The organism is Vallitalea okinawensis, assembly GCF_002964605.1.
GTDB classification, from domain to species: Bacteria; Bacillota; Clostridia; order Lachnospirales; family PQDH01; genus Vallitalea_A; species Vallitalea_A okinawensis.
Map to the genome: position 1 here is coordinate 450,143 of NZ_PQDH01000003.1, position 21,373 is coordinate 471,515.

15 protein-coding genes and 1 riboswitch are annotated in these 21,373 nt (G+C 35.0%); of the genes, 3 read left to right on the top strand and 12 right to left on the bottom strand.

The genetic code is table 11. The features are described 5' to 3' along the window. Nucleotides 1–124 precede the first annotated feature (124 nt). The 4 genes from C1Y58_RS11585 to C1Y58_RS11600 form a co-directional block, all read right to left on the bottom strand. Nucleotides 125–2,167 (bottom strand): methyl-accepting chemotaxis protein, encoded by a 2,043-nt coding sequence (locus tag C1Y58_RS11585; RefSeq protein WP_105616201.1) that lies wholly within the window; start codon nt 2,165–2,167, stop codon nt 125–127. 241 nt (nt 2,168–2,408) lie between these two features. Beyond that, nucleotides 2,409–5,057 (bottom strand): calcium-translocating P-type ATPase, PMCA-type, encoded by a 2,649-nt coding sequence (locus tag C1Y58_RS11590; protein WP_105616202.1) that lies wholly within the window; start codon nt 5,055–5,057, stop codon nt 2,409–2,411. A gap of 460 nt (nt 5,058–5,517) precedes the next feature. After that, nucleotides 5,518–6,969: a TIGR02710 family CRISPR-associated CARF protein gene (locus C1Y58_RS11595; protein WP_105616203.1), complete on the bottom strand. Its 1,452-nt coding sequence runs from the start codon at nt 6,967–6,969 to the stop codon at nt 5,518–5,520. 96 nt (nt 6,970–7,065) lie between these two features. Next, nucleotides 7,066–7,716 carry a transporter associated domain-containing protein gene (locus C1Y58_RS11600; RefSeq protein ID WP_105616204.1) on the bottom strand — a complete coding sequence of 217 codons (651 nt, stop codon included), beginning with the start codon at nt 7,714–7,716 and terminating at the stop codon, nt 7,066–7,068. Between the two features lie 351 nt (nt 7,717–8,067). Further along, nucleotides 8,068–8,240: riboswitch (Lysine riboswitch) on the top strand. A 293-nt stretch (nt 8,241–8,533) separates the two neighbouring features. On the opposite strand from C1Y58_RS11600, the gene C1Y58_RS11605 reads away from it, so the two are divergent. The 3 genes from C1Y58_RS11605 to dapB are packed head-to-tail and all read left to right on the top strand — an operon-like array spanning nt 8,534 to nt 11,254. After that, nucleotides 8,534–9,547, top strand: a complete 1,014-nt coding sequence (locus C1Y58_RS11605) for an aspartate-semialdehyde dehydrogenase (RefSeq protein WP_105616205.1) — start codon at nt 8,534–8,536, stop codon at nt 9,545–9,547. A gap of 42 nt (nt 9,548–9,589) precedes the next feature. Next, nucleotides 9,590–10,471 (top strand): 4-hydroxy-tetrahydrodipicolinate synthase, encoded by an 882-nt coding sequence (gene dapA / locus C1Y58_RS11610; RefSeq protein ID WP_105616206.1) that lies wholly within the window; start codon nt 9,590–9,592, stop codon nt 10,469–10,471. Between the two features lie 18 nt (nt 10,472–10,489). After that, the gene (gene dapB / locus C1Y58_RS11615; protein ID WP_105616207.1) at nt 10,490–11,254 is read left to right on the top strand and encodes a 4-hydroxy-tetrahydrodipicolinate reductase; all 765 of its coding nucleotides are present in this window, start codon (nt 10,490–10,492) and stop codon (nt 11,252–11,254) included. 118 nt (nt 11,255–11,372) lie between these two features. Here the strand turns inward: dapB and C1Y58_RS11620 are convergent, their stop codons facing one another. From C1Y58_RS11620 to C1Y58_RS11655, 8 genes are all read right to left on the bottom strand, one after another. Further along, on the bottom strand, nt 11,373–12,353 hold the full coding sequence (locus C1Y58_RS11620; protein WP_105616208.1) for a sugar ABC transporter substrate-binding protein: 981 nt from the start codon (nt 12,351–12,353) through the stop codon (nt 11,373–11,375). Nucleotides 12,354–12,372: 19 nt separating this feature from the next. Next, nucleotides 12,373–13,350 (bottom strand): ABC transporter permease, encoded by a 978-nt coding sequence (locus C1Y58_RS11625; protein WP_105616209.1) that lies wholly within the window; start codon nt 13,348–13,350, stop codon nt 12,373–12,375. Then, entirely contained in the window at nt 13,328–14,845 is a 1,518-nt protein-coding gene (locus C1Y58_RS11630; RefSeq protein WP_105616210.1) for a sugar ABC transporter ATP-binding protein, read from the bottom strand. The genes C1Y58_RS11625 and C1Y58_RS11630 overlap by 23 nt, the downstream gene beginning before the upstream one ends. A gap of 90 nt (nt 14,846–14,935) precedes the next feature. Next, complete coding sequence (locus C1Y58_RS11635) at nt 14,936–15,853, bottom strand: sugar ABC transporter substrate-binding protein (RefSeq protein ID WP_207655742.1); 918 nt, start codon at nt 15,851–15,853, stop codon at nt 14,936–14,938. A 117-nt stretch (nt 15,854–15,970) separates the two neighbouring features. Continuing rightward, nucleotides 15,971–17,731 (bottom strand): cache domain-containing sensor histidine kinase, encoded by a 1,761-nt coding sequence (locus C1Y58_RS11640; RefSeq protein WP_105616211.1) that lies wholly within the window; start codon nt 17,729–17,731, stop codon nt 15,971–15,973. Nucleotides 17,732–17,810: 79 nt separating this feature from the next. Continuing rightward, nucleotides 17,811–18,593: a hydroxypyruvate isomerase family protein gene (locus C1Y58_RS11645; protein WP_105616212.1), complete on the bottom strand. Its 783-nt coding sequence runs from the start codon at nt 18,591–18,593 to the stop codon at nt 17,811–17,813. Nucleotides 18,594–18,608: 15 nt separating this feature from the next. Beyond that, nucleotides 18,609–19,616, bottom strand: coding sequence for an inositol 2-dehydrogenase (gene iolG, locus C1Y58_RS11650; protein ID WP_105616213.1), 1,008 nt, complete (start codon nt 19,614–19,616; stop codon nt 18,609–18,611). 94 nt (nt 19,617–19,710) lie between these two features. Further along, entirely contained in the window at nt 19,711–21,336 is a 1,626-nt protein-coding gene (locus C1Y58_RS11655) for a response regulator (protein ID WP_105616214.1), read from the bottom strand. Nucleotides 21,337–21,373: the final 37 nt, after the last annotated feature.

The following is a 21,373-nucleotide window of genomic DNA, read 5'->3' on the forward strand; positions in this document are numbered from 1 at the left end:
TTAAGTACCAAAGGAGCTCCATAACGCTAGTTCATAGAACACTTTACGGCTTTAGGTTATGTAATTCATGATCTTCATCTATTTAAGTTTTAAAAAACAGAGCTCTCAAAGGAGCCCTGTTTTTCTATATTTCAAATTTTGATACTTCTTCACTTAATTTTTTAGCTGTGTCATTTAGTAAATCAGCAGCCTTAGCGACTTCTTCGACAGCCGATGTTTGTTGCGTTATGGAAGCGGTTACTTCTTCAGATGATGCAGCAGTCTCTTCTGAGACAGCTGAGATGTTTTCTATAGCATAAACAATCTCTATCTTTTGATTATTAATGTGACCAACGTCTTCACTAACATGATCAATGGATGCACTAATATCATTGATAGCTTCTGTTATGGTACTGAGGGCATTATAGACATCTGCCACAGCTGCTGTTTGATCTTCCATGATGTATTTAACTTCTGTAATAATGGCAACTGAATTACCACTTTCAGTTTGGATAGCACTTACTATTTGTGAAATATGATCGGCAGCTTCATTGGAATCTTCGGCAAGTTTTCGAATCTCTTCGGCAACCACTGCAAAACCTCTACCAGCTTCTCCTGCTCTAGCCGCTTCAATGGATGCATTTAAAGCTAAAAGATTAGTCTGTCCTGCAATGGATTTAATGGATTGAAGCATAGTACTTATTTTTTCAGTTTTATCTGCTAAACTAAGTATAACAGCTTCGACTTCCGCGTTGGCAAAAGTATTTTCCTCGTTCTTAGCCTTTAACTCTGTCATTTTTTTCATACCTATGTCGTTAGCATTCACAACTGATAAAGCTTTAGTCTTCATAACTTCAGAATTATTACTTAGTTGGTTCAGTTTCCCATCCAAATCACTTACCAATCTAACACCTGTTTCCGTCTCTGAAGCTTGATGAGTTGCACCTTTTGCAATCTCTTCAACAGCTTCAGCAATTTCTTGAGATGTAGCTAAGGTCTCTTCGGATATGGATGCTAAACCTTCAGCAGATTCATTAACATAATCCGATACCTCTGTTACCTGGGCGATGAGGTTTCTTACCTGAGTCGCCATAGCATTAAAGCTTTTACCAAGAGAACCTAATTCGTCTTGTCTCTTAATAAGAAGTTCAGCCTTAAAGTCCCCCTCCTTTAGTCGTAACATACCATCATCAAGAGCTCTAATAGCTTTTGTTAGTTTTCTTGAAAAACGGTAGGATATTATGACACCAACTATGCAAGTAATCAGAGCAATACCAATTGTTAATATTCTGAGTATATTAATCGTACTATAGATATCTGCCATATAAATAGTACCGACGACTTTCCACTCTATACTCTCTAGATCTTGAAACATAGCAAGTTTATCTTCTTTTTTACCATCCGATTCAACTTTAACGTAATCTTGCATGGATTCATTGTTGATAATAGCTGTATAAAGATCTTGATTAAGGTCACTAAAATTCTGACCAACTAAGTCTTGATTACGATGTACAACGATTGTACCATCATCAGCAACAATGAAAGCATAACCTGTTTTACCGAATTGGATAGTATCGATGTACTCTGTAATGGATGATATGGCTACTGTTGATCCTACCACCCCTAGCAAGCGACCATTCTTATCTTTAACAGGACTCGTTACCTCTAATACCATCTCTCCAGTTCCACTATCGATGGATGGTCCTGTCCAAATAAGTTGGTCTTTTTCTACTGTCTCCACATACCAAGGTCTAACAGTAGGATCAAAATCACTAGGGATATCCACCTCACCCTGGGATATGAAAAACAACTCTTTCTTTTCTGTTGCAAAATAAATATGTAATACATCTTCATTTGTTGCTATGTATGAAGAGAAAAATTCATTCATAATTGCTTCATTATCTTCATTGAAATTCTTTAAAAAGCTACTTTCACTTAATGTGGCAATCATTAATTCGTAGCCATTTAAATGCTCATCGAAGATACTGGCAATCTCTCTATTTATCTCTTCGCTAGTGGTTTTGAAGGTATTCTGTAGCATACCCTCCGAAATACTTGTAGCAGTAATTCCAAGTATCATAATGGGGACAAGAATTGCTACTACAAACATTGAAACAAGTTTAAACTTTACACTCATGTTACCCTTTTTACTCTTTTTGATTTTACTTTTCTTCTGTTTAATATACACGCACTCCCTTCATTAGTATTCCTAAAGTCTGTTAAAATGATAACACACCCTTTCAGTATACTAATTATTCATGAACGCGTTTATGTATTGAACATATATGCTACCAGTCAAAATTTTATAATATTTGTCGCCTAAAGTCAATGGATTGGTTAACAATTTGTTAAAAAAACCCGCTTTTTAACAAATCTTAGCAAAAAATTTACCTATGACGAATGGACATCATAGGTAATTCAAAGGGTTTTTAGTTGGCTTTTTTTAAGATTTTAGATAACTCACCAGCTGCTAATGGTATTAATGCCATTGCTATAATAATACCTAAATCGGCTAGTGGTACAAATGTCGTGCTAAAGATTGGTTGTAAAAATGGTACATAAACGACAACAAATAATAATACAAGTGCTAGTAACACGGAGTAATTCAAGTATTTATTACCAAAAACTTTCATTTTAATAAGGAATTTCTCTTCAGATCGCGCTGAATAAGCTCTTAACAATTCACCTATAATTACCGTAATGAAGCAATAGGTTTGACCTGCCACAACGCCACCGTGCTGTGAACCTAACCAAAATGAAGCTAAACCTGCTACAGCTAAGGCGACTGATTGAAAACCTATAGCAATAAGCATATCTCTATCTGTAATCGGTGCATTAGGATCACGAGGTTTTTCATCCATAATACCATCTTCTTTAGCTTCCAGTCCCAATGCAAAAGCTGGGAAAGAATCAGTAACCAGGTTAATCCAAAGTATTTGAATAGCTACTAATGGAGAACCCCAGTTAATTAACATAGCTACGAATATCAATAACAGTTCACCAAAGTTACAGGACAATAGAAATCCTACAAACTTACGGATATTACTAAATATAACCCTGCCTTCTTCTACCGCATCTACAATACTAGCAAAGTTATCATCCGTTAATACCATGTCTGCTGCCTCTTTAGCAACATCCGTTCCTGTAATACCCATAGCAACACCTATATCAGCTTGCTTCAGTGCTGGGGCATCATTTACACCATCACCAGTCATAGCTGCAATATCGCCGTTAGACTTAATGGCTTTAACAATTTTAACTTTATGCTCTGGAGAAACCCTTGCAAACACACTGACATGCTTAACTTTTTCTTTGAATTCCTCATCAGAATAACCATTAATTTCAGAACCACTCATAGCTTCTGATTGCCCATCAATAATACCTAAGTCTTTTGCAATTGCACTTGCAGTAGTTTTATGGTCACCTGTAATCATGACAACACGAATGCCTGCACGTTTACAAAGTTTTACTGCTTCACGTGCTTCTTCTCTTGGCGGATCCATCATACCCGTTAACCCTAGAAATACAAGATCCTTTTCCTCTTGAGTAATATCTACACCTTCTGTCACCACTTTATATGCAAAGCCTAAAACTCTTAATGCATTATTAGCAAATTGATCATTAATTTCTTTAATTCGATTAATATGCTCCTCAGTTAAGGTTTGAATTTCGCCGTTAATATTGATTTTTGTACATCTACTTAAAATAACATCAGGTGCTCCTTTGGTATACATGACACGATCGTCTTTTCTTTGATGAATCGTTGACATAAGTTTACGTTCAGAGTCAAAAGGAAACTCATCAATACGTGGATAGCTTTTATTGAGCTCTTCTTGAGGATAACCCCCTTTAGCTCCTAACACAACTAGGGCACCTTCGGTTGGATCACCTATGATATCTTCTTTCTCTTTAACAATTTTAGCATCATTACATAATACAGATACCTGCATAATTCTCTCTAGTGAATCAGAAGTACATTCACCCTTTTCACAAACAATTTGACCGACAGTAGAATAACCCACACCACTTACATCCCATATATGATTGCCATCAAAAAGCTTTGTAACAACCATTTTATTTTGTGTTAAAGTCCCTGTTTTGTCTGTACAGATAACAGTCGTACTCCCTAAAGTTTCTACAGCTGCAAGCTTCTTAACGATGGCATCACGTTTTACCATCCTCTGCATACCTAAGGCTAGGACGACAGTTACAACAGCCGGCAAACCTTCTGGAATAGCTGCAACAGCTAAACTAACAGATGTCATAAAGATTTCTAATAAAGGTTCATCTCTTAATATACCTAAAACAAATATAATGGCACAGACTGCAAGACAAACAACACCAAGTACTTTACCAAATTGTGTTAACTTTTTTTGAAGTGGCGTTGCTACTTCTTCTACTTCATTCAACATGTTTGCAATATTACCTATTTCTGTTTTCATACCTGTCGATGTGACAACACCTTTTCCACGTCCATAGGTTACGATTGTACTCATGAATGCCATGTTCTCACGATCACCTAAAGGGGCATCTGTATCGACAAGGGCATCTGCTTCCTTTTCAACAGGTACTGATTCTCCTGTTAAAGCAGCTTCTTCTATTTTTAAATTAACACTTTCAATTAGGCGAATATCTGCTGGTACATAATCACCAGCCTCTAATATAACCACATCTCCTGGAACAAGTTCAGATGACGCTATTTTTTCCAACTTGCTGTTTCTTATTACTTTAGCAGCGGGAGCTGCCATCTCTTTAAGAGCTTTTAATGCATTGCTGGCTTTATTCTCTTGAACCACACCTAAGACAGCATTCAATATTACGATTGCGATAATAAAGGTTCCATCTATAATTTCTCCTAGAACTATAGAAATAATAGCTGCAACAATTAAAATGATGATTAAGACATCTTTAAACTGATCGATAATCATATCTTTCAGTGTTTTACCGTCTTTCTCTTCTAATTTATTCTCACCATACTTATCAATCCGCTTCTTGACTTCATTCGAATCTAATCCCTGTGTAGCATTGGTACCTTCATCGGCTAAAACTTGTTTAATCGATTTATTATGGTAACTCATTAGCATCACCTTTCAAAATAAATATTCATATTTTTATAAGATATGTTTTATCCATTTTATAATAAAATCAACTATAGAAAGTTCCTACATTAACTACCTCATATAATATATAGTATTTAAATAAGTCCAATTATTACGCTATATATTGTATGTAAAAATATATGAAACTACTTATGAATATAAAAGAAGATTAATAAAACTATTATACCAATGGAAATTATATCCTACCTTCTAACTTTTATCACAACCTCTTTGGTTTGTCAAGGAGAATGATGTTACTCCTCAAAAATTTGCAATGAAAAATCAGGCACAATCCCAAACCTTTTGCTCCTGTGCCTGAATCTAAATTTATCGATTACATCATTATATTTTAAAATAGTTATTTCCTCGTTAAGCTTTCTTGCTAATTGATTAAGCTTGTCAGAAGACTTAGCTACCTATATCTTGGTACTTCACTCTATTACTTGATATATTTCGTATTTTCAGGATTAATAAATTTCACTTTACTTTCATAAGCATGAAGATCAATGTTTTCATGTCTTGCAAATTCTTTTAATAAATTTTCAACGAATTCTTCAAACTCGTCATAGTGTTCTTTGCCTATGACCTTAAAGCCATGAGCAAATATACTTTGATTTCTAATCTTACAAAAATTATATAATTCTTGGATATAGCCTTCTTTATCCTTCTCTCTAAACAAAGCATCATTGATCGTTCCTAGTATGATATACCCATCCATTAATGTAATATTACGTCTAGGAGGTTTATATGTTCTGTGATCATTAAATACTCTATTTTTTAACTTGTTAAACCTAAGCTTAAAATCAACATAATCTCTCTCACCTAACTTATTAAAAAAATTAGGGTCTTCGTAATTAATACCGTTAACCGCAAGTCGCCTTTGTCCAATGATTTCTACTAGTCGATATAACAAGAGAACAGCCATATCGTATTTTTCTTGTTCTTTTCTTCGATAAGCTGATCTGTAAATGGTCATGATTAAGGCTAGTATACTATCTAAATCTTGAACTATATCGTAATTAACTGTGTTTTCAAATTCAAAACCTAAGTTCTTCAAGATACCTCTTTGTAACTTTAAATCATCTACCCTATCAGCTAAAACACACTGTCCATACTGTTTCTCAACCTTATTAATTGAATCAATCATCCTATCAAAACACTTATAAGCCTCCTGAAACTCTAAATTATCCCAATGCTCATAACCTGCTGCAAGTAAAAATAAAATACGATAGTAATTACGTCGTTCAATATCTAAAGCACTATTCATAAGCTGTTTGAAGATTTCTGATGAACTGACATAATCATAAGCTTCCATATGTTCAAGAGCAATATTTGCATCGAAGTCACCATAAAGTTTAATCGGATTATCAAGAATCTTCAAGTGTTCTGTTCCCATTTCCGGTCGGTTAATAACCCTTATAAAGTTCTCAGCTGTTAAGTATAAGAATTTCGCATCAATATTGACTCCAGCAAGAGCAGTAGCCACACTCATCGCTTTAGTTCCACCTGTTATATCAATATAAACACTCTTCGGTTTTTCCCACTCCATAAATGCATTGTTGATGATATTATACGCGTCTAAAGGATCAGCATCATCAACAATATATGCTTCAAATTTGTTTTTTTCAATCTCTAATAGTTCAATTATTCGTTCTAGTGTTTCCTTTGATTCTTTCGTGTATAAAAAGAGTATATGTCCCGGTTTTGTCAAACCTAATGTAATAGCAGATATTTCATAATGCAATCCTAAAGGCATAACTAGGTAAGAAACACCTTCTTCAATACCCTTATTTTCTTCAATAAGCTCTTTTAAGTAACCTTCATAATACTTATCAATCTTCTTATCAATAACCCGAGTTTGATCAATTAAATCCCATACTTCTTTTTTCATATAGCACCCCCATCACGCTTATTTACATACTTTATTGTTAACATATTCTTTTACTTCATACCTTAATAGACAAAAAACTTCCTAATTATAGGAAGTTTAGATGACTCTTTTAATGCGTACTTGCTTAATCAAATTACTATCCATTGAATATACTTCAAGAAGATAATTATCAATTTGTAACTCGTACCCAGGTTGAATAGTAATATTATCAGCTTTTGCCATATTGGCTAGTATACCAGCTAAAGTATTTCCCATATCATTTCTCAAGTGAAGGTGTGCTAATTGATTGGCATCATCAATGGTTGTCCCTCCATTGAGTATAATCTCATCTTCAGTATTATTATTGTCTAGGCTGGTTAAGTACTTCTTTACCCCAAACAAAATTGCGATAGCAACGACGCCAATTAAAAAGTCTAGCATATTTGACTCTGATATAATCAGCTTACGAGCTATGGCAAATAATAATACATCAATAGCACTACCAGGTGTATGCTTGACAAGCATTTTTACAAACTCAATACCAATAATTATTTCAATAGCATGAGTCAAGAAACTTTGAAACTCTATGGTCCCCCCATTTGTAAATTGGAACGTTAAATCTTTAAGCTGTTGTACTACGGTAAAAGAAGCAAATAAAATACCAAGCAAAATAAGTACAGATAAGAAGATTTCCATATAACTTGCTACTTTGGATACTTTATCTCTTAAAAATTGTTTGCTAAGTTTACTCATCCTTGATTTTATCACATCATAACTCCTCTACATAATTTATATATTTATACTCATTTAGTATGATGATCTTCAACCCGCTTATAACGCTACCACACATTATTCTCAATGAAGAAATGGCTCATCATAACTAATTGACATTCAATTTTCAGCACATTTTACATATTTTATGATATTTTAATAAATTAACTCATCACTTTTACTAAATTAACTTTTTCCCTTATATATTACATGGATTTTAAGAAATAATCAATAACTAATTCTATGTAAGTTTTAGTCAATAGAATAACCCTCAACCATTTTGATTATTTAAAATATTATTGACATCACCTCTAGATAATGGTATCATATGCTCAACTAATTTCATAAAAATATGGTAGAGGCGCATTTTTCATGAGTAACCTATCTGATATGTACAGACATAGTTGAGGATGAGTGAAAGGGTGAAATGCCGAAGGGAAAGATGTCTGTACATCCAACTCTGGGCATATGATTAATAGTCGTATGACTGTCATCACTTATGATGGAGTGCTACCCAATATAGATGAACTTGAATAGTATTTCTATATTTATGGGCCAGCTCTGTAGCTGGTTTTTTTGTGTACTAGGGAAGTTTGAGTTCTGCTATCAAGGTATCATGCTTTCCTGCTTCACATGTAAAGTGGTTATCACTCTTAATGTTTTCTGTTATAATAGAATCAGCGGAATACACTTAAGAAATTTCATCTATACCCCTGGCATATTCATAAAATGTACATTGAATATAAGTCATTCAACTTATATCAACTAGAATGAATATTAGAGAAAAACACATAACGTAGAAAGTTGGGATCATATGAAACAAATCAATCTAGCTATTGTTGGAGCAACAGGCATGGTAGGTAGAACATTTCTTAAGATTTTAGAAGAAAGAAATTTACCGATAAAAAATTTATATCTATTTGCATCTTCCAGGTCCGCAGGAAATACTATAACGTTTAAAGACCATGAATATACTGTAGAGGAATTAACTGAAACATCCTTTGACCGAGGAATTGATATCGCATTATTTTCAGCAGGTGGTAGTACTAGCAAGAAATTTGCTCCTATCGCAGCTTCAAAAGGATGCGTTGTAGTCGATAACTCGTCTGCATGGCGTATGGTTGAAGACATCCCTCTTGTAGTACCAGAAGTTAATCCTGAAGATATTTTCAGACACAATGGTATCATCGCCAATCCAAACTGCTCTACTATTCAAGCTATGGTGGTTCTTAAGCCACTACATGACTTATTTAAGATTAAAAGAGTCGTTTATTCTACATACCAAGCCGTTTCTGGTGCAGGTGTAGCTGGTTGGAGAGACTTAGAAGAAGGTATGAAAGCACATGTAAACAATGAAGAATTTGTACCTGAAAAGTTCCAGCATCCAATAGCTTTTAACTGTTTACCTCATATTGATGTATTTATGGATAACGGTTATACTAAAGAAGAGATGAAAATGGTCCATGAGACTCGCAAAATTCTTCATGAAACAGACCTACCAATTACAGCGACATGTGTTCGAGTTCCTGTCTTTAATGGTCATAGTGAAGCCATCAATTTAGAATTTGAGAAACCATTTGATCTAAAAGAATTAAAAGAAGCTTTGATTAATGCTCCAGGTGTTGTTGTTGAAGATGAAGTTGGGAAGGCTATCTACCCATTAGTTGAAACCGCATCTGGACGTGATGAGACTTTTGTAGGTCGTATCAGACGTGATGAAAGTGTTAAAAATGGTGTCAACTTATGGGTGGTTGCTGATAATATTAGAAAAGGAGCCGCTACAAATACGATTCAAATCGCTGAAAAACTAATAGAAGAAATGAAATAAAAGCTTATTTTTGACTTTTAATAATATTAGGAGGTTAATGGAATGTCATTATTTACAGGATCAGGTGTAGCAATTGTAACACCTTTTACAGAAACAGGGGTTAATTATGAAGTGTTAGAGAAATTAATTGAATTTCATATCAGCAATCATACGGATTGCATTGTTATTTGTGGTACTACTGGTGAAGCATCTACAATGACAGACGAAGAGCAATTAGAGTGTATTCGATTTACTGTAGAGAAAGTTAATAAACGTGTTCCAGTTATAGCAGGTACTGGTTCTAACTACACAGAACATGCTTTGCATTTAACAAGGAAAGCGGAGGAAGTAGGAGCAGATGCCGCTTTAATCGTAACACCTTATTATAATAAAACCACACAAAAAGGTCTGTATGAGCATTATGCCTATATCGCAAATAATGTAAAGATTCCTATTGTCTTATATAATGTACCTAGTCGTACAGGCATTGCTATTGAACCTACTACTGCAGCTCAACTTGCTGAAATTGAAAATATCATAGCTGTTAAGGAAGCCAGTGGTAATATTTCTACTATTACTGAAATGATGGCATTATGTGGTGACAAACTTGATCTTTACTCTGGTAATGATGATCAAGTGGTACCTTTAATGTCTATAGGTGGAAAAGGTGTTATATCTGTAGCAGCTAATATTGTTCCAAGAGATCTTCATGACCTTGTACAGAAATTCATGGATGGCGATCTAGCAGGTAGTAGAAAGATGCAGTTGGATATGATGCCTTTAAACAAAGCATTATTCAGTGAAGTTAATCCAATACCAGTTAAAGAAGCAATGAATATATTAGGTATGGAAGCTGGTCCTTGCCGTCTACCTTTAACATCTATGGATGATAGCAACCGTGACAAACTCATGGGCGCTATGCAGGATTATGGACTAAAATTTTAATCACGAGGAGATTTACTTATGACAAAAATTATTATGCATGGTTGTAATGGTAAAATGGGGCAAGTGATATCCCAAGTTGCTGCTAATGACTCTGAAACAGAAATCGTAGCTGGAATTGATTTAAATACAAATACTGCACTTTCTTACCCAGTATTTGATTCTTTGGAGAACTGTACTGTAGATGCAGATGTAATTATTGATTTCTCCATCGCAGTAGCTGTTGATTCTTTATTAGATTATGTTGAGGCAACCAAAGTCCCACTCATACTTTGTACGACAGGTTTATCAAAAGAGCAGATGGACCGAGTTTATCAAATCAGCCAGACTGCCCCAGTATTCTTTTCTGCTAATATGTCAATCGGAGTGAACTTACTTATCGGTCTAGCTAAACAGGCTGCAAAAGTTTTAACTGGCTCTAATTTTGATATAGAAATTATTGAGAAACATCATAATCAAAAAGTTGATGCTCCTAGTGGAACTGCCCTAGCTATCGCCCACTCCATTAATGAGACCTTGGACTTTTCATATGAATATAAATTTGATCGTTCGGGTGAAAGAGAAAAGCGTCATAAAAATGAGATTGGTATTCATGCTATGCGTGGCGGAACTATTGTAGGTGAACATAGCATCCTATTTGCAGGTCAAGATGAAATTATTGAATTAAAACACAACGCATTATCAAAAGAAGTTTTTGCAGTTGGTGCAGTTCGAGCTGCTAAATTTATGCATGGTAGAAAAGAAGGTCTTTATGATATGAGTCATCTCATTCAAGAAACAAATTAATCAAGGTGGGGGTGTTGATAGAGACACCCCCTCTATTAACTTTCAAACCGCCAAAAAGACCTACCTTAACTGGTAAGCCTTAATGTGCTTATAATCTATATCCTTTTGAATTTATTTATTAATTCTCGTAGAATTTCTTGTAGTCTGCTACATTAGCATTGGTGATCACTTCAGTTCCTGTGTCCACTCTAGTCGGTACTTCTTCATTGTTCAATGATAACATCATTGTATTCACAGCCTCATACCCCATTCCATAGGGATTTTGAGCAATAATGCTATCAATGTCACCTTTATCAATGCTATCAAATAATTCCATTTGTAGGTCAAACCCAATTATTTTAATAGTTTGACCACTCATCTGAACCGCTTCTAAAACACCTAAAGTCATCAGAGCATTGGTAGCAAAAACACCATTAAGCTTATGACCTGTGCTCTCCTTCAATTTATCATCCATTACTTTCATGGCTAAAACTGAATTACTGTCTGCTTCTTTAATCCAGTCAATTTCAATTTCTGTGTCCTCTACGGCATCTTTAAATCCCTGAACTCTTTCTTGGTGAGTTTGCTGTTTGATCACACCTGTAATAAGCCCAACATGCCCTTTACCATCTAATATTTCTACGAAACGTTCACCAGCCATCTTACCTGCAAGATAATTGTCTGTGCCTATAAAGGAGAGTACCTCTGTTTGAGCGTTGGTATCTAGTGTAACGACTACTATACCTTTTTCTTGTGCCTTCATGATGAGGGGTACAACACCAGCTGAATCACAAGGAGCAATCCCGATAGCATCCACTTCAGAGCTTATGAGATCTTCCAGCATCTGAAACTGCATCTCAACGTTAGATTCTTTGTCAGGCGCTAACACAATTACATTGACATCTAAATCATTAGCCGCAGCTTCTGCTCCTTTTTTCATACTGTGCCAGTGCTGACTATCTAGGGCTTTTAGAACAATAGCAATGGTCTTTTTATTATCGGATTCTACTTCCTTAACTGTATCACCTTCAAAGCTTTTATAAAAATACAAACCTATGATCCCTGAAAAGATCACTATTGTAACTATCCATATAATAACACCTTTGCTTCTTCCGTTCATATGTCGCCTCCAACTTTGACTACGCTTTGGCCATTCTCTTAGCTTTTTCTTCTACTTTGGTTCTAAGTACATCAACAAAAACGGCTATCACGATAACAAGACCAATAACCACATACTGAAGATCAGCAGATGCACTAAGTAAATTAAGGCCATTGCGGATAACTGAAATCAGCAGAACACCAATCAGCGTTCCCCAAACGGTTCCTTTACCACCGAAGAATGATGCGCCTCCTATTATTACAGCAGCAATAGCATCTAAATCTGCTGTTGTACCCGCTAATGGTAGAGCACCTCCGACACGACCTACATATATTATACCAGCACTTGCACACATGAAACCAGAAAAACCGTATACAAATGTCAAAACTTTTCCCACATTGATACCAGATAGCAAAGCGGCCTCTTTATTTCCCCCAACTGAATAAATCTCTCGTCCCAAAACAGTATGATTTAAGAATAAATGCACACACACATATACAATTAAAACAATTATAAAACTTAGTGGTATACCACTGATATCTGCAGACCCTGGCACTTCTATTATTTTTGGAAAACCTATAATAGGAGCTGCACCTGTTATAAAGAGCGCTAGACCTCTTGATATATTCCTCGTACCAATGGTTGAAATAAAAGGATGGGGTAAATGTAGCTTAGTTAGTAAAAGACCATTTATAATACCCATACCCGTCCCTGTCGCAATACATATAAGTATAAGCAATAAAGGATTTGTAATACCGGCTTTTAGAGCAATACCCATGACACAAATGGATAGTGCCATCACAGCTCCAACAGATAAATCAATTCCTGCTGTGATGATGACAATGAGCATCCCTACTGCGATTAATGATATCGTCGTTGCTTGTCTTAAAATGTTCATTAAATTATCGAAATGTAAAAAATTCTCGGACACAATTGCCAGATAACCTGACAGTACTATCAATGTTATTAATGGTGCTATCTTAAATGCTAATTCTTTAACATTCACACTCTTCTTCATCTATATAACCTCCCCATGCCGCTTTCATAATTTCCTTCTCGCAAAAGCTTTTACTTCCTCGATTAATCCGTCCTGTTATACGACCTTCTCGCATGACAATAACTCTATCACTCATCCCCAATATTTCAGGTAATTCAGAAGAAATCATAATAACAGCCTTACCATTTTTGACCAATTCATTAATCAACTTATAGACTTCTACTTTAGCCCCTACATCAATACCTCTTGTTGGTTCATCTAAAATAAAAACATCAGCCTCAGTATTAAGCCATTTACCAATGACAACTTTCTGCTGATTACCACCACTCAGGGTGCCAACAGGTGTATTGCTTGAAGTTGTCTTTATTTTCAGGGACTTAATGTTCTTCAAAGCAATATTTTTCAATTTTTTCTTATCGAGGATATTAAATCTTGTATGTTTTCTCATGCACACAACTGTCAGGTTATTACCTACTGACTCGTTAAGGATGAGACCTTCACCTTTACGATCCTCTGTGACATAGGCTATTTTATTTTTTATACTTTCTCTAGGGTTCTTAATGGATACTTGCTGACCATGAAGATAAATAGCACCTTTATCAATTGGACCAACCCCAAATACACTTTTGAATATCTCTGTTCTTCCTGCACCAACTAAACCAGAAAACCCTAAGACTTCCCCTGCTTTCACTTCAAAACTAATATCCTTAAAAACACCATAGCAACATAAATTTTCAACTTTCATCAGTTCTTTTCCAATGGGTACTTCTTCTTTTGGAAAAAGATTATCCAATGACCGACCTACCATATTTTCAATAAGGGATGCATTGGTCATAGTGTCTACAGGTGCTGTTTTAATCAGCTCACCGTCTCTTAGTATAGTGACCATATCGCATATTCGGAACACCTCTTCTAATTTATGAGAAACAAAAAGAATGGCAACGCCTTTTTCTTTTAACATTGCTACCGCTTTCATCAGTTCATTAACTTCACTTTCACTTAAGCTAGATGTAGGCTCATCCATAATAAGAAATTGAACATCCCTGGATAATGCTCTTCCTATCTCAACCATCTGTTGTTGCCCAACCCCTAAGTCTCCTACCTTTTTTCTTGGGTCAAGATCTTGACCCAATCGTTTCATAATTTCTTTTGCCCTCTTATGCATGGTCGTATAGTCAAGTACACCAGACTTCTTAAGATAATGCCCTAAGAAAATATTATCTGTAACCGATAACTCACTAATGATATTTAATTCTTGATAAATGCAACTAATCCCTCTATCCATGGCCATCTTAGGTACGGTGAATCGTGATACTTCACCCTCTACGATAATGGTACCTTCTTCAGGAATATTCACTCCAGTTAAACATTTTATTAACGTTGACTTTCCTGCTCCATTTTCACCTAATAATCCATGTACTTCTCCGCGTTTCAAAGACATACTTACATTATCTAAAGCTAATACTCCAGGAAATCGCTTGCTTATATTTTTTAATTCTACATACACTTCTGACATAAGCATTCTCCTCTTTCAAAATATTGCCTATCCCACACTGGAGATAGACAATATAACTTTTTTCATAGATACAATTTTAATCTTAATTTCTTATTTGAGGTTCTCTATTGTTAATAACTCTGCTCCTGTATCAATTCTCACGTCTACTTCTCCGCCATTGGCAGCGATAATGGCATTTTGCACGCCTAAGTATCCCATCTGATAAGGACTTTGAGCAACAGAACCTTCCATTGAGCCTTCTTTGATTTTTTCTTGTGCACCTGGTGAACCATCAAAACCAACTACCATGATATCTTTTCCTGATTGCTCTACTGCTTTTAAAGCACCAAGAGCCATTTGGTCAGCTGTAACAAAGATTGCATCAATATCAGTAAATGTCTGCATAAGATTTTCCATAACATTTGCAGCCTTTTCACTATCACTATCAGCAGGTTGAACGTCAAGTACTTCTAGTCCAGCAGCTTCTAATGCATCTTGTGCACCTGCAGTACGGTCATCATGTGTTTTATCCCCTAAAGCACCACGAATAATAGCAACTTTTTTACCTGCACCTAGTTTTTCAGAAATATAATCACCTGCTAATTTAGCAGCTTCATAGTTACCAGTACCTAAAAAAGAAGTCTTATCTGGTAATTCTGCATCTGTATCGATTAATAAAACTGGGATATTCTTATCAACAGCTTTTTGGAGTACTTTTGCCTGGGCAGCTGGTTGAACAGGTGCTACACAAAGGGCATCCACGTTATTGGTGATATTATTTTCAATCATGCCGGTATGCTCTTCGACTAAAGTTTCTTGAGCTGGACCATTGAAGTCTAACTTCACATTAAAATCTTTGGCTGCTTGTCTTGCACCCTTTTCTACCTGAATCCAATGTTCATCAGAACCTTTTACTACAAATCCAATCGTTAATTGCTTAAACTCTTCTGTACTCGCTGCTTCCTCCTTTTGACACCCTACACCTAATAACATCGTTATAACTAATAACATTACTACTACTTTTTTCACTTTAACCTCTCCCCTCAAAACAGTATTTTGATGTTTTTGATACCATTATTATCTCTAATTATTGGTAACAAAAAAAGAGGTCAATTCTTATGATATCGCCTCTTTTCTTTTAATGATTTAAATCTTTATAATTTTTTCAATATGATCACCTAAATGAAGAATAGCCTTTAAACCTGATACATCTTTCTTATAGGAAAGACCATATCCTTGACCATAAATAAGCTTGATCCGCTCATTGATGTTGTGAATCCCAATGCCATTAAATTTTGTTTTTTCTTTATTATGAAGCCTTTGCTCCAATTTGTAGATGTCTGCATCTGTACCGTTATCATAGACTTCAATAAAGATACCATCAAAGGCTTTATAAGCTTTTATATAGATAAGACCCTTTCCTTCCCGTAAATTTATGCCGTGATACAATGAATTTTCAACAAGAGGCTGAAGTATTAATTTAGGGACTAGATGATCTTCCACTTCAGGCTGAATATCATATTTAACGTTGAACAACTTTCCAAATCGATGCTTTTGTAGAAGTATATAATTTGCTACTTGTCTCACTTCTTCTTTCAAAGATATCATATCTCTTTGGTTCACACTTACTTCTAATAACTGAATGAAAGCATCCAACATTTCTATTGTCTTTTTGTCTTTTTGTAAAACTGCTGAACATTTAATGGAGTTAAGGGTGTTATAAATAAAATGAGGTGAGATTTGACGCTGAAGAGCTTTGTACTGTTCTTCTTTAATTTTTAGCCTTTGTGCTATGGTTTCGTTAAAAAGCTCCGTCAATTCAGTAGCCATATCGTTAAAGCCTGAATAAAGCACCTGGAACTCGTCTTGTCTTCTTGAGCTAATTCTAGTTTTAAGATCTCCTTGACCAAATCTAACCATGGCTTCTTTAATGGTGAGAATTGGAACATAGATGTGTTTAGAAAATGCCCATACAAAAGTAATACCAAAAAGAATACTGATACCGGATAGCAAGACGGAATACCACTTTAGATTATTAATTCCCTGTGATAGGAATCCCATAGGAATTGAGTATACCAATTTATAGTTGGAATAAAATTCAGTAATAAATACAACTAGTGTTCTAGTATTGTTAATGGACTCCATATAATACCCTTTTTTATGTTTAGTAACAGCAGCATAACCAGGTACATCTACAATGGACTGACCCAGCATATCACGCTGATAATGAGAAATGATCTGCCCCTCTCCACTAATCAGCATTACATTCGAATCTTCTTCATACATAATATTAGTCAGTAAATCATTATAAATTTTTTCAGCATCAATGTTAACACTAAGTATACCTACTTGTTCTCCACTATAAGTGATTTCTTTACTGACTGCATAAAAGTAGTTATTAAAAATACCTACTTCATCTTGAAATTCTACTAAAGAGAGAAGATTATCACTCTCATTACGACTAGCCCTCACTATCCATGGATAATTCATAGGTTCATTAATATTTCTTACTTTTCTAACTTTATTTGATGTTATGACCTGCCCCTCTTTTTCAACATAGATATACATGGAGTAGATATATGGATGTTTTTCTGCTTCCTCTAAAAGCATATTATGAAGTGCCTCCTTAGAGTCTTGATCTCCGATATCCTCAACTTGCTTAACCATGTCTAATACGTCATCCTGCGTAGCAATTCTTAAAGCTGTTTCATAGGTTTCTCTTAGAATATTTCTCAAATTGATGGAGTACTTTGATAAATTTTCCATGGTTAAATGAGCCATTTTTTTCTGCAGAAAGCTCTCAGTATAGCTATAGAGTAATGACGAAAGGGTAACCGCGATAAAAATAATCATACATGTGGTGACTAAAATAAGCCTAACCCTTACGTTATAAAATAGTTTTTTCATGTTCCCCCTTCACCTCCCATGACGGAAAGGCAAATACCTCATGCTTTACATAGGTATTTGCCTTTATAGTTATAGCCTATTAAAATAGGGCTATCAATCCTTTCGCTACATCCATTGAATCATGAGATGGCATTAATTCAAATCCAATATAACCATCATAATTAACATCACTTAACGCCTTAAAGACATTTGTATAATTAATCTCACCTGTTCCCGGTTCTAGCCGCCCTGGAGCATCAGCTACGTGAATATAGCCAATATGTTCTACATTTTCATGTATGATGTTGATCACTTTACCTTCCATAAGCTGCATGTGATAAATATCATAGAGAATTTTGATATTAGGGCTTGCTACACACTTAATGGCAGTCACTGCATCTCTCGTATAAGCTAAAAAGTTACCTACATGATCTTCTTCCGTATTAAGTGCTTCAAGAACTAATGTAATTCCAGCTTCCTCTGCAATTGTTGCTAATTTTGTCAAGGTACTCACCATAGCACCGAATTTCTCATAATTTGATTTTTCTTCATAATGGTTAACAACAATGCCACCTTCACCAAGTGAATTGGAGTGAATCACTAGATTCTTACAGTCTAGTTTTTGAGCTGCTTGGATAGACTGATTGACATAATCAATATAAGCTGATTGATGAGACATATCCACTAAAGAAAAATCTTTGTCGCCAGAGAAACTGGCTACAGTTAAACCATACTCTTCACATAAAGCCTTAATTCTATCTAAATCCTTATCATCCCAACTCCAAAATTCAATATTGGTAAAACCAGCCTCTTTAGCTAACTTAAATCTGTTATAAAAATCAACTTCTGTAAAGATCATTTCAATGCATGCGGATTTCTTCATTATCCCTTCCCCCTCTTAGCCAAGTATCTCTTCAATCATTACTGGGCGCTTTTCATCTAATGACCGCTTAGCAGCTAATCCTATTAAAACTGGTGCTAATCCATCATTTCCAATAACTAAAGGCTCTTGATCATCCTTTACTGCCTTAACAAAAGCTATTAGCTCTGAAGCATAAGACTCTTTATAACGCTCTAAGAAGAAATACTTAGGTTTATCTTCTGTTACTGCATCGTCAGTTAGTACTTTCACTGTTGTAGGAAAATCATTTTCTGCTAGTACCATCCCCTTGGAACCAAAAACTTCTACTCTTTGATCATATCCATAAACTGCTTGACGACTGTTATCAATAACTCCAATGGCTCCATTCTTAAAACGTAAATTCACTATAGCAGTATCAACATCACCCGCTTCACCGATTTTTTCGTCAACAAGGACTGTACCGTAAGTAAAAACTTCTTCTACTTCACTCCCAGATAAGAATCTAGCCATATCAAAGTCATGAATCATCATATCAAGAAAAAGTCCTCCTGAAACTTTAATATACTCAACTGGTGGTGGCGCTGGATCTCTAGATGTAATTTTGACGATATGGACATCTCCAATCTTTCCCTGTTTAACTTCTCGTTGCACTTTATTGAAATTATGATCAAAGCGGCGATTGAAACCTATTTGTAATTTAACTCCTGCATCTTTTACTGTGTCGAGTGCAAACTGAATCTTTTCAACATTGAAATCTACAGGCTTTTCACAGAAAATATGCTTACCTGCTTTTGCACTTTCAATAATAAGATCAGCATGGGTATCTGTTGAAGAGCAAATTAATACGCCCTCGATATCTGGATTTTCTAAGATCTCTTTATAATCATTTGTTATGTTCTGGATTCCAAGTGGTTCAGCCCAATCCTTCAAACCCTCAGTATAGACATCTGAAACCATTTCAATGGTGGCATCATCTACATGATATGTGATAACTTCACCGTGTAGTTTTCCAATACGTCCTGCTCCTATAAGTCCTAATTTCATTGTGACTCCCCTTTCATCTTTTCTTATACCAATAGTTTACTTGAATACTTAACAAAGAAAAAGGAATCAACTCTTTCAAATAGGGTCTAGAAATTTAAATATTTACTCTTTTAAACTCCTGAGGACTTATACCAATCACATGTTTAAAGGTCTTAGAAAAATATTTTCTATTAGGTATACCTACTTTAATCGCTATTTCTTTGATAGTCATATTGGAATTTGATAAATAATCGCAAGCCTTTTTCATTCTTACTTCGCGAACATAGTCAATAAATTTCGTACCAGTTGTCTGATTAAATAGATGACTGAGATAAGTTCTTGTTACATGTATATGTGCTGCTACTTCAGCTAAATTTATGTCTTCCATGTAATGACCCTGAATAAATTTAATGGCTTCTTTGACATAATCATTGTCAACATTTTCAACCAGTGCATCTGCCATGAATTCTCTCAACTCTGAAACCAATTGGATAATGAACTCCTCCATCTGAGTAATATGGCGTATACTTGACATACTATTGGTCTCATTAGAACTGATTATTTCATCGCTCAGAATATGTAGATGCTCATGTACATAATCTTGAATGACCCTTACTAAGAAATGATAGTACTTCCTTAGTTGATCTGGTTGGATTAGTTTAACTCTATGATTTTCCAATCCCTTTAATAAATAACTTTCAAGTTCATCAAACTCCATCTTTTTTATGTGATTTTTATAATATTCTAGATCCTCAGATTCAGCTTTTATTTCTGCCATTGATAAAGGTTGGATTAAGTTAGAGAATAAAAAATTTATGCTATAGTCTTCATAAAAAAAGTAGCCTTTCTTACTATCTAATTCATGAAAGAGAACCGGTAAGTCATTATAGGATACTGACTCCATATTGGTTATCATTTTTGTTTCAGCTTTTAAGTAACTTTTTAATTGTCTATTGACCCTTCTTATAATATCTTCTAAAATAACTTTATTTTGAGAGTGACCTCTATTATTTAGATGAAGAATAATTGTATAGTTACCTTTTCCTAAATCAACAACCTCATTATGATGTGTCTTACCCACTACTTCTTTTACAATATTAGTTAGGGCAAGTGTAAATATTTCTTCTCCTCTGGGCTGAAAATCCATGATAACATGTTGATAATTCTCAACAGTCAGATAAATCAAGCTTAAGTTATTAAGAGGTAAGTTCTTACAGTAACGTTTAAAGTCACCTTCTAATTCCTTTAAATGATTTTCACCCTGTAACAGCCCCATTAGCAATTTATTTTTTAGCAATGGACGACCTTCATTAGCTAAAACTCTCAACTGAGTCTTTATTTCCTTTTCGGATTTAGACTTTTCTATTTCTTCTCTAATCGCTCCTAAAGCCTCTACTAAAACCTCTTTTTGAAGAAGATGTTTTAGTATATAGTCAGAAGCACCAAGTTTTAGTGCCTCTTTTACATATGTAAAATCATCATAGCAACTTAGAGCTAAAATTCGAACTGGATAATTGTTATTCTTGATATGTTGAATAACTTCTATACCATCTGCTTGAGGCATACTCATATCAAGTATAATAATGTCTGGAATTAAGTGATCGATCTTGTCCATTCCATCCTTTCCATCGATAGCCTCATCTACTATGGTTAACCCCAACTCTTTCCAATTAAGCATGTTCCGTAACGTTTGGCGGACAAGACAATCATCGTCAACTAAAAGAACCTTGTACTTCTCCATTGTTCACCACCCCTCTTACAAATTACATTATACCATA

Bases quoted from the DNA above. Each gene is read 5' to 3' on its own strand.
- C1Y58_RS11590 (WP_105616202.1), bottom strand. From the start codon at position 5,057: ATGAGTTACCATAATAAATCGATTAAACAAGTTTTAGCCGATGAAGGT.
- C1Y58_RS11595 (WP_105616203.1), bottom strand. From the start codon at position 6,969: ATGAAAAAAGAAGTATGGGATTTAATTGATCAAACTCGGGTTATTGAT.
- C1Y58_RS11605 (WP_105616205.1), top strand. From the start codon at position 8,534: ATGAAACAAATCAATCTAGCTATTGTTGGAGCAACAGGCATGGTAGGT.
- dapA (WP_105616206.1), top strand. From the start codon at position 9,590: ATGTCATTATTTACAGGATCAGGTGTAGCAATTGTAACACCTTTTACA.
- dapB (WP_105616207.1), top strand. From the start codon at position 10,490: ATGACAAAAATTATTATGCATGGTTGTAATGGTAAAATGGGGCAAGTG.
- C1Y58_RS11620 (WP_105616208.1), bottom strand. From the start codon at position 12,353: ATGAACGGAAGAAGCAAAGGTGTTATTATATGGATAGTTACAATAGTG.
- C1Y58_RS11625 (WP_105616209.1), bottom strand. From the start codon at position 13,350: ATGAAGAAGAGTGTGAATGTTAAAGAATTAGCATTTAAGATAGCACCA.
- C1Y58_RS11630 (WP_105616210.1), bottom strand. From the start codon at position 14,845: ATGTCAGAAGTGTATGTAGAATTAAAAAATATAAGCAAGCGATTTCCT.
- C1Y58_RS11640 (WP_105616211.1), bottom strand. From the start codon at position 17,731: ATGAAAAAACTATTTTATAACGTAAGGGTTAGGCTTATTTTAGTCACC.
- C1Y58_RS11645 (WP_105616212.1), bottom strand. From the start codon at position 18,593: ATGAAGAAATCCGCATGCATTGAAATGATCTTTACAGAAGTTGATTTT.
- iolG (WP_105616213.1), bottom strand. From the start codon at position 19,616: ATGAAATTAGGACTTATAGGAGCAGGACGTATTGGAAAACTACACGGT.
- C1Y58_RS11655 (WP_105616214.1), bottom strand. From the start codon at position 21,336: ATGGAGAAGTACAAGGTTCTTTTAGTTGACGATGATTGTCTTGTCCGC.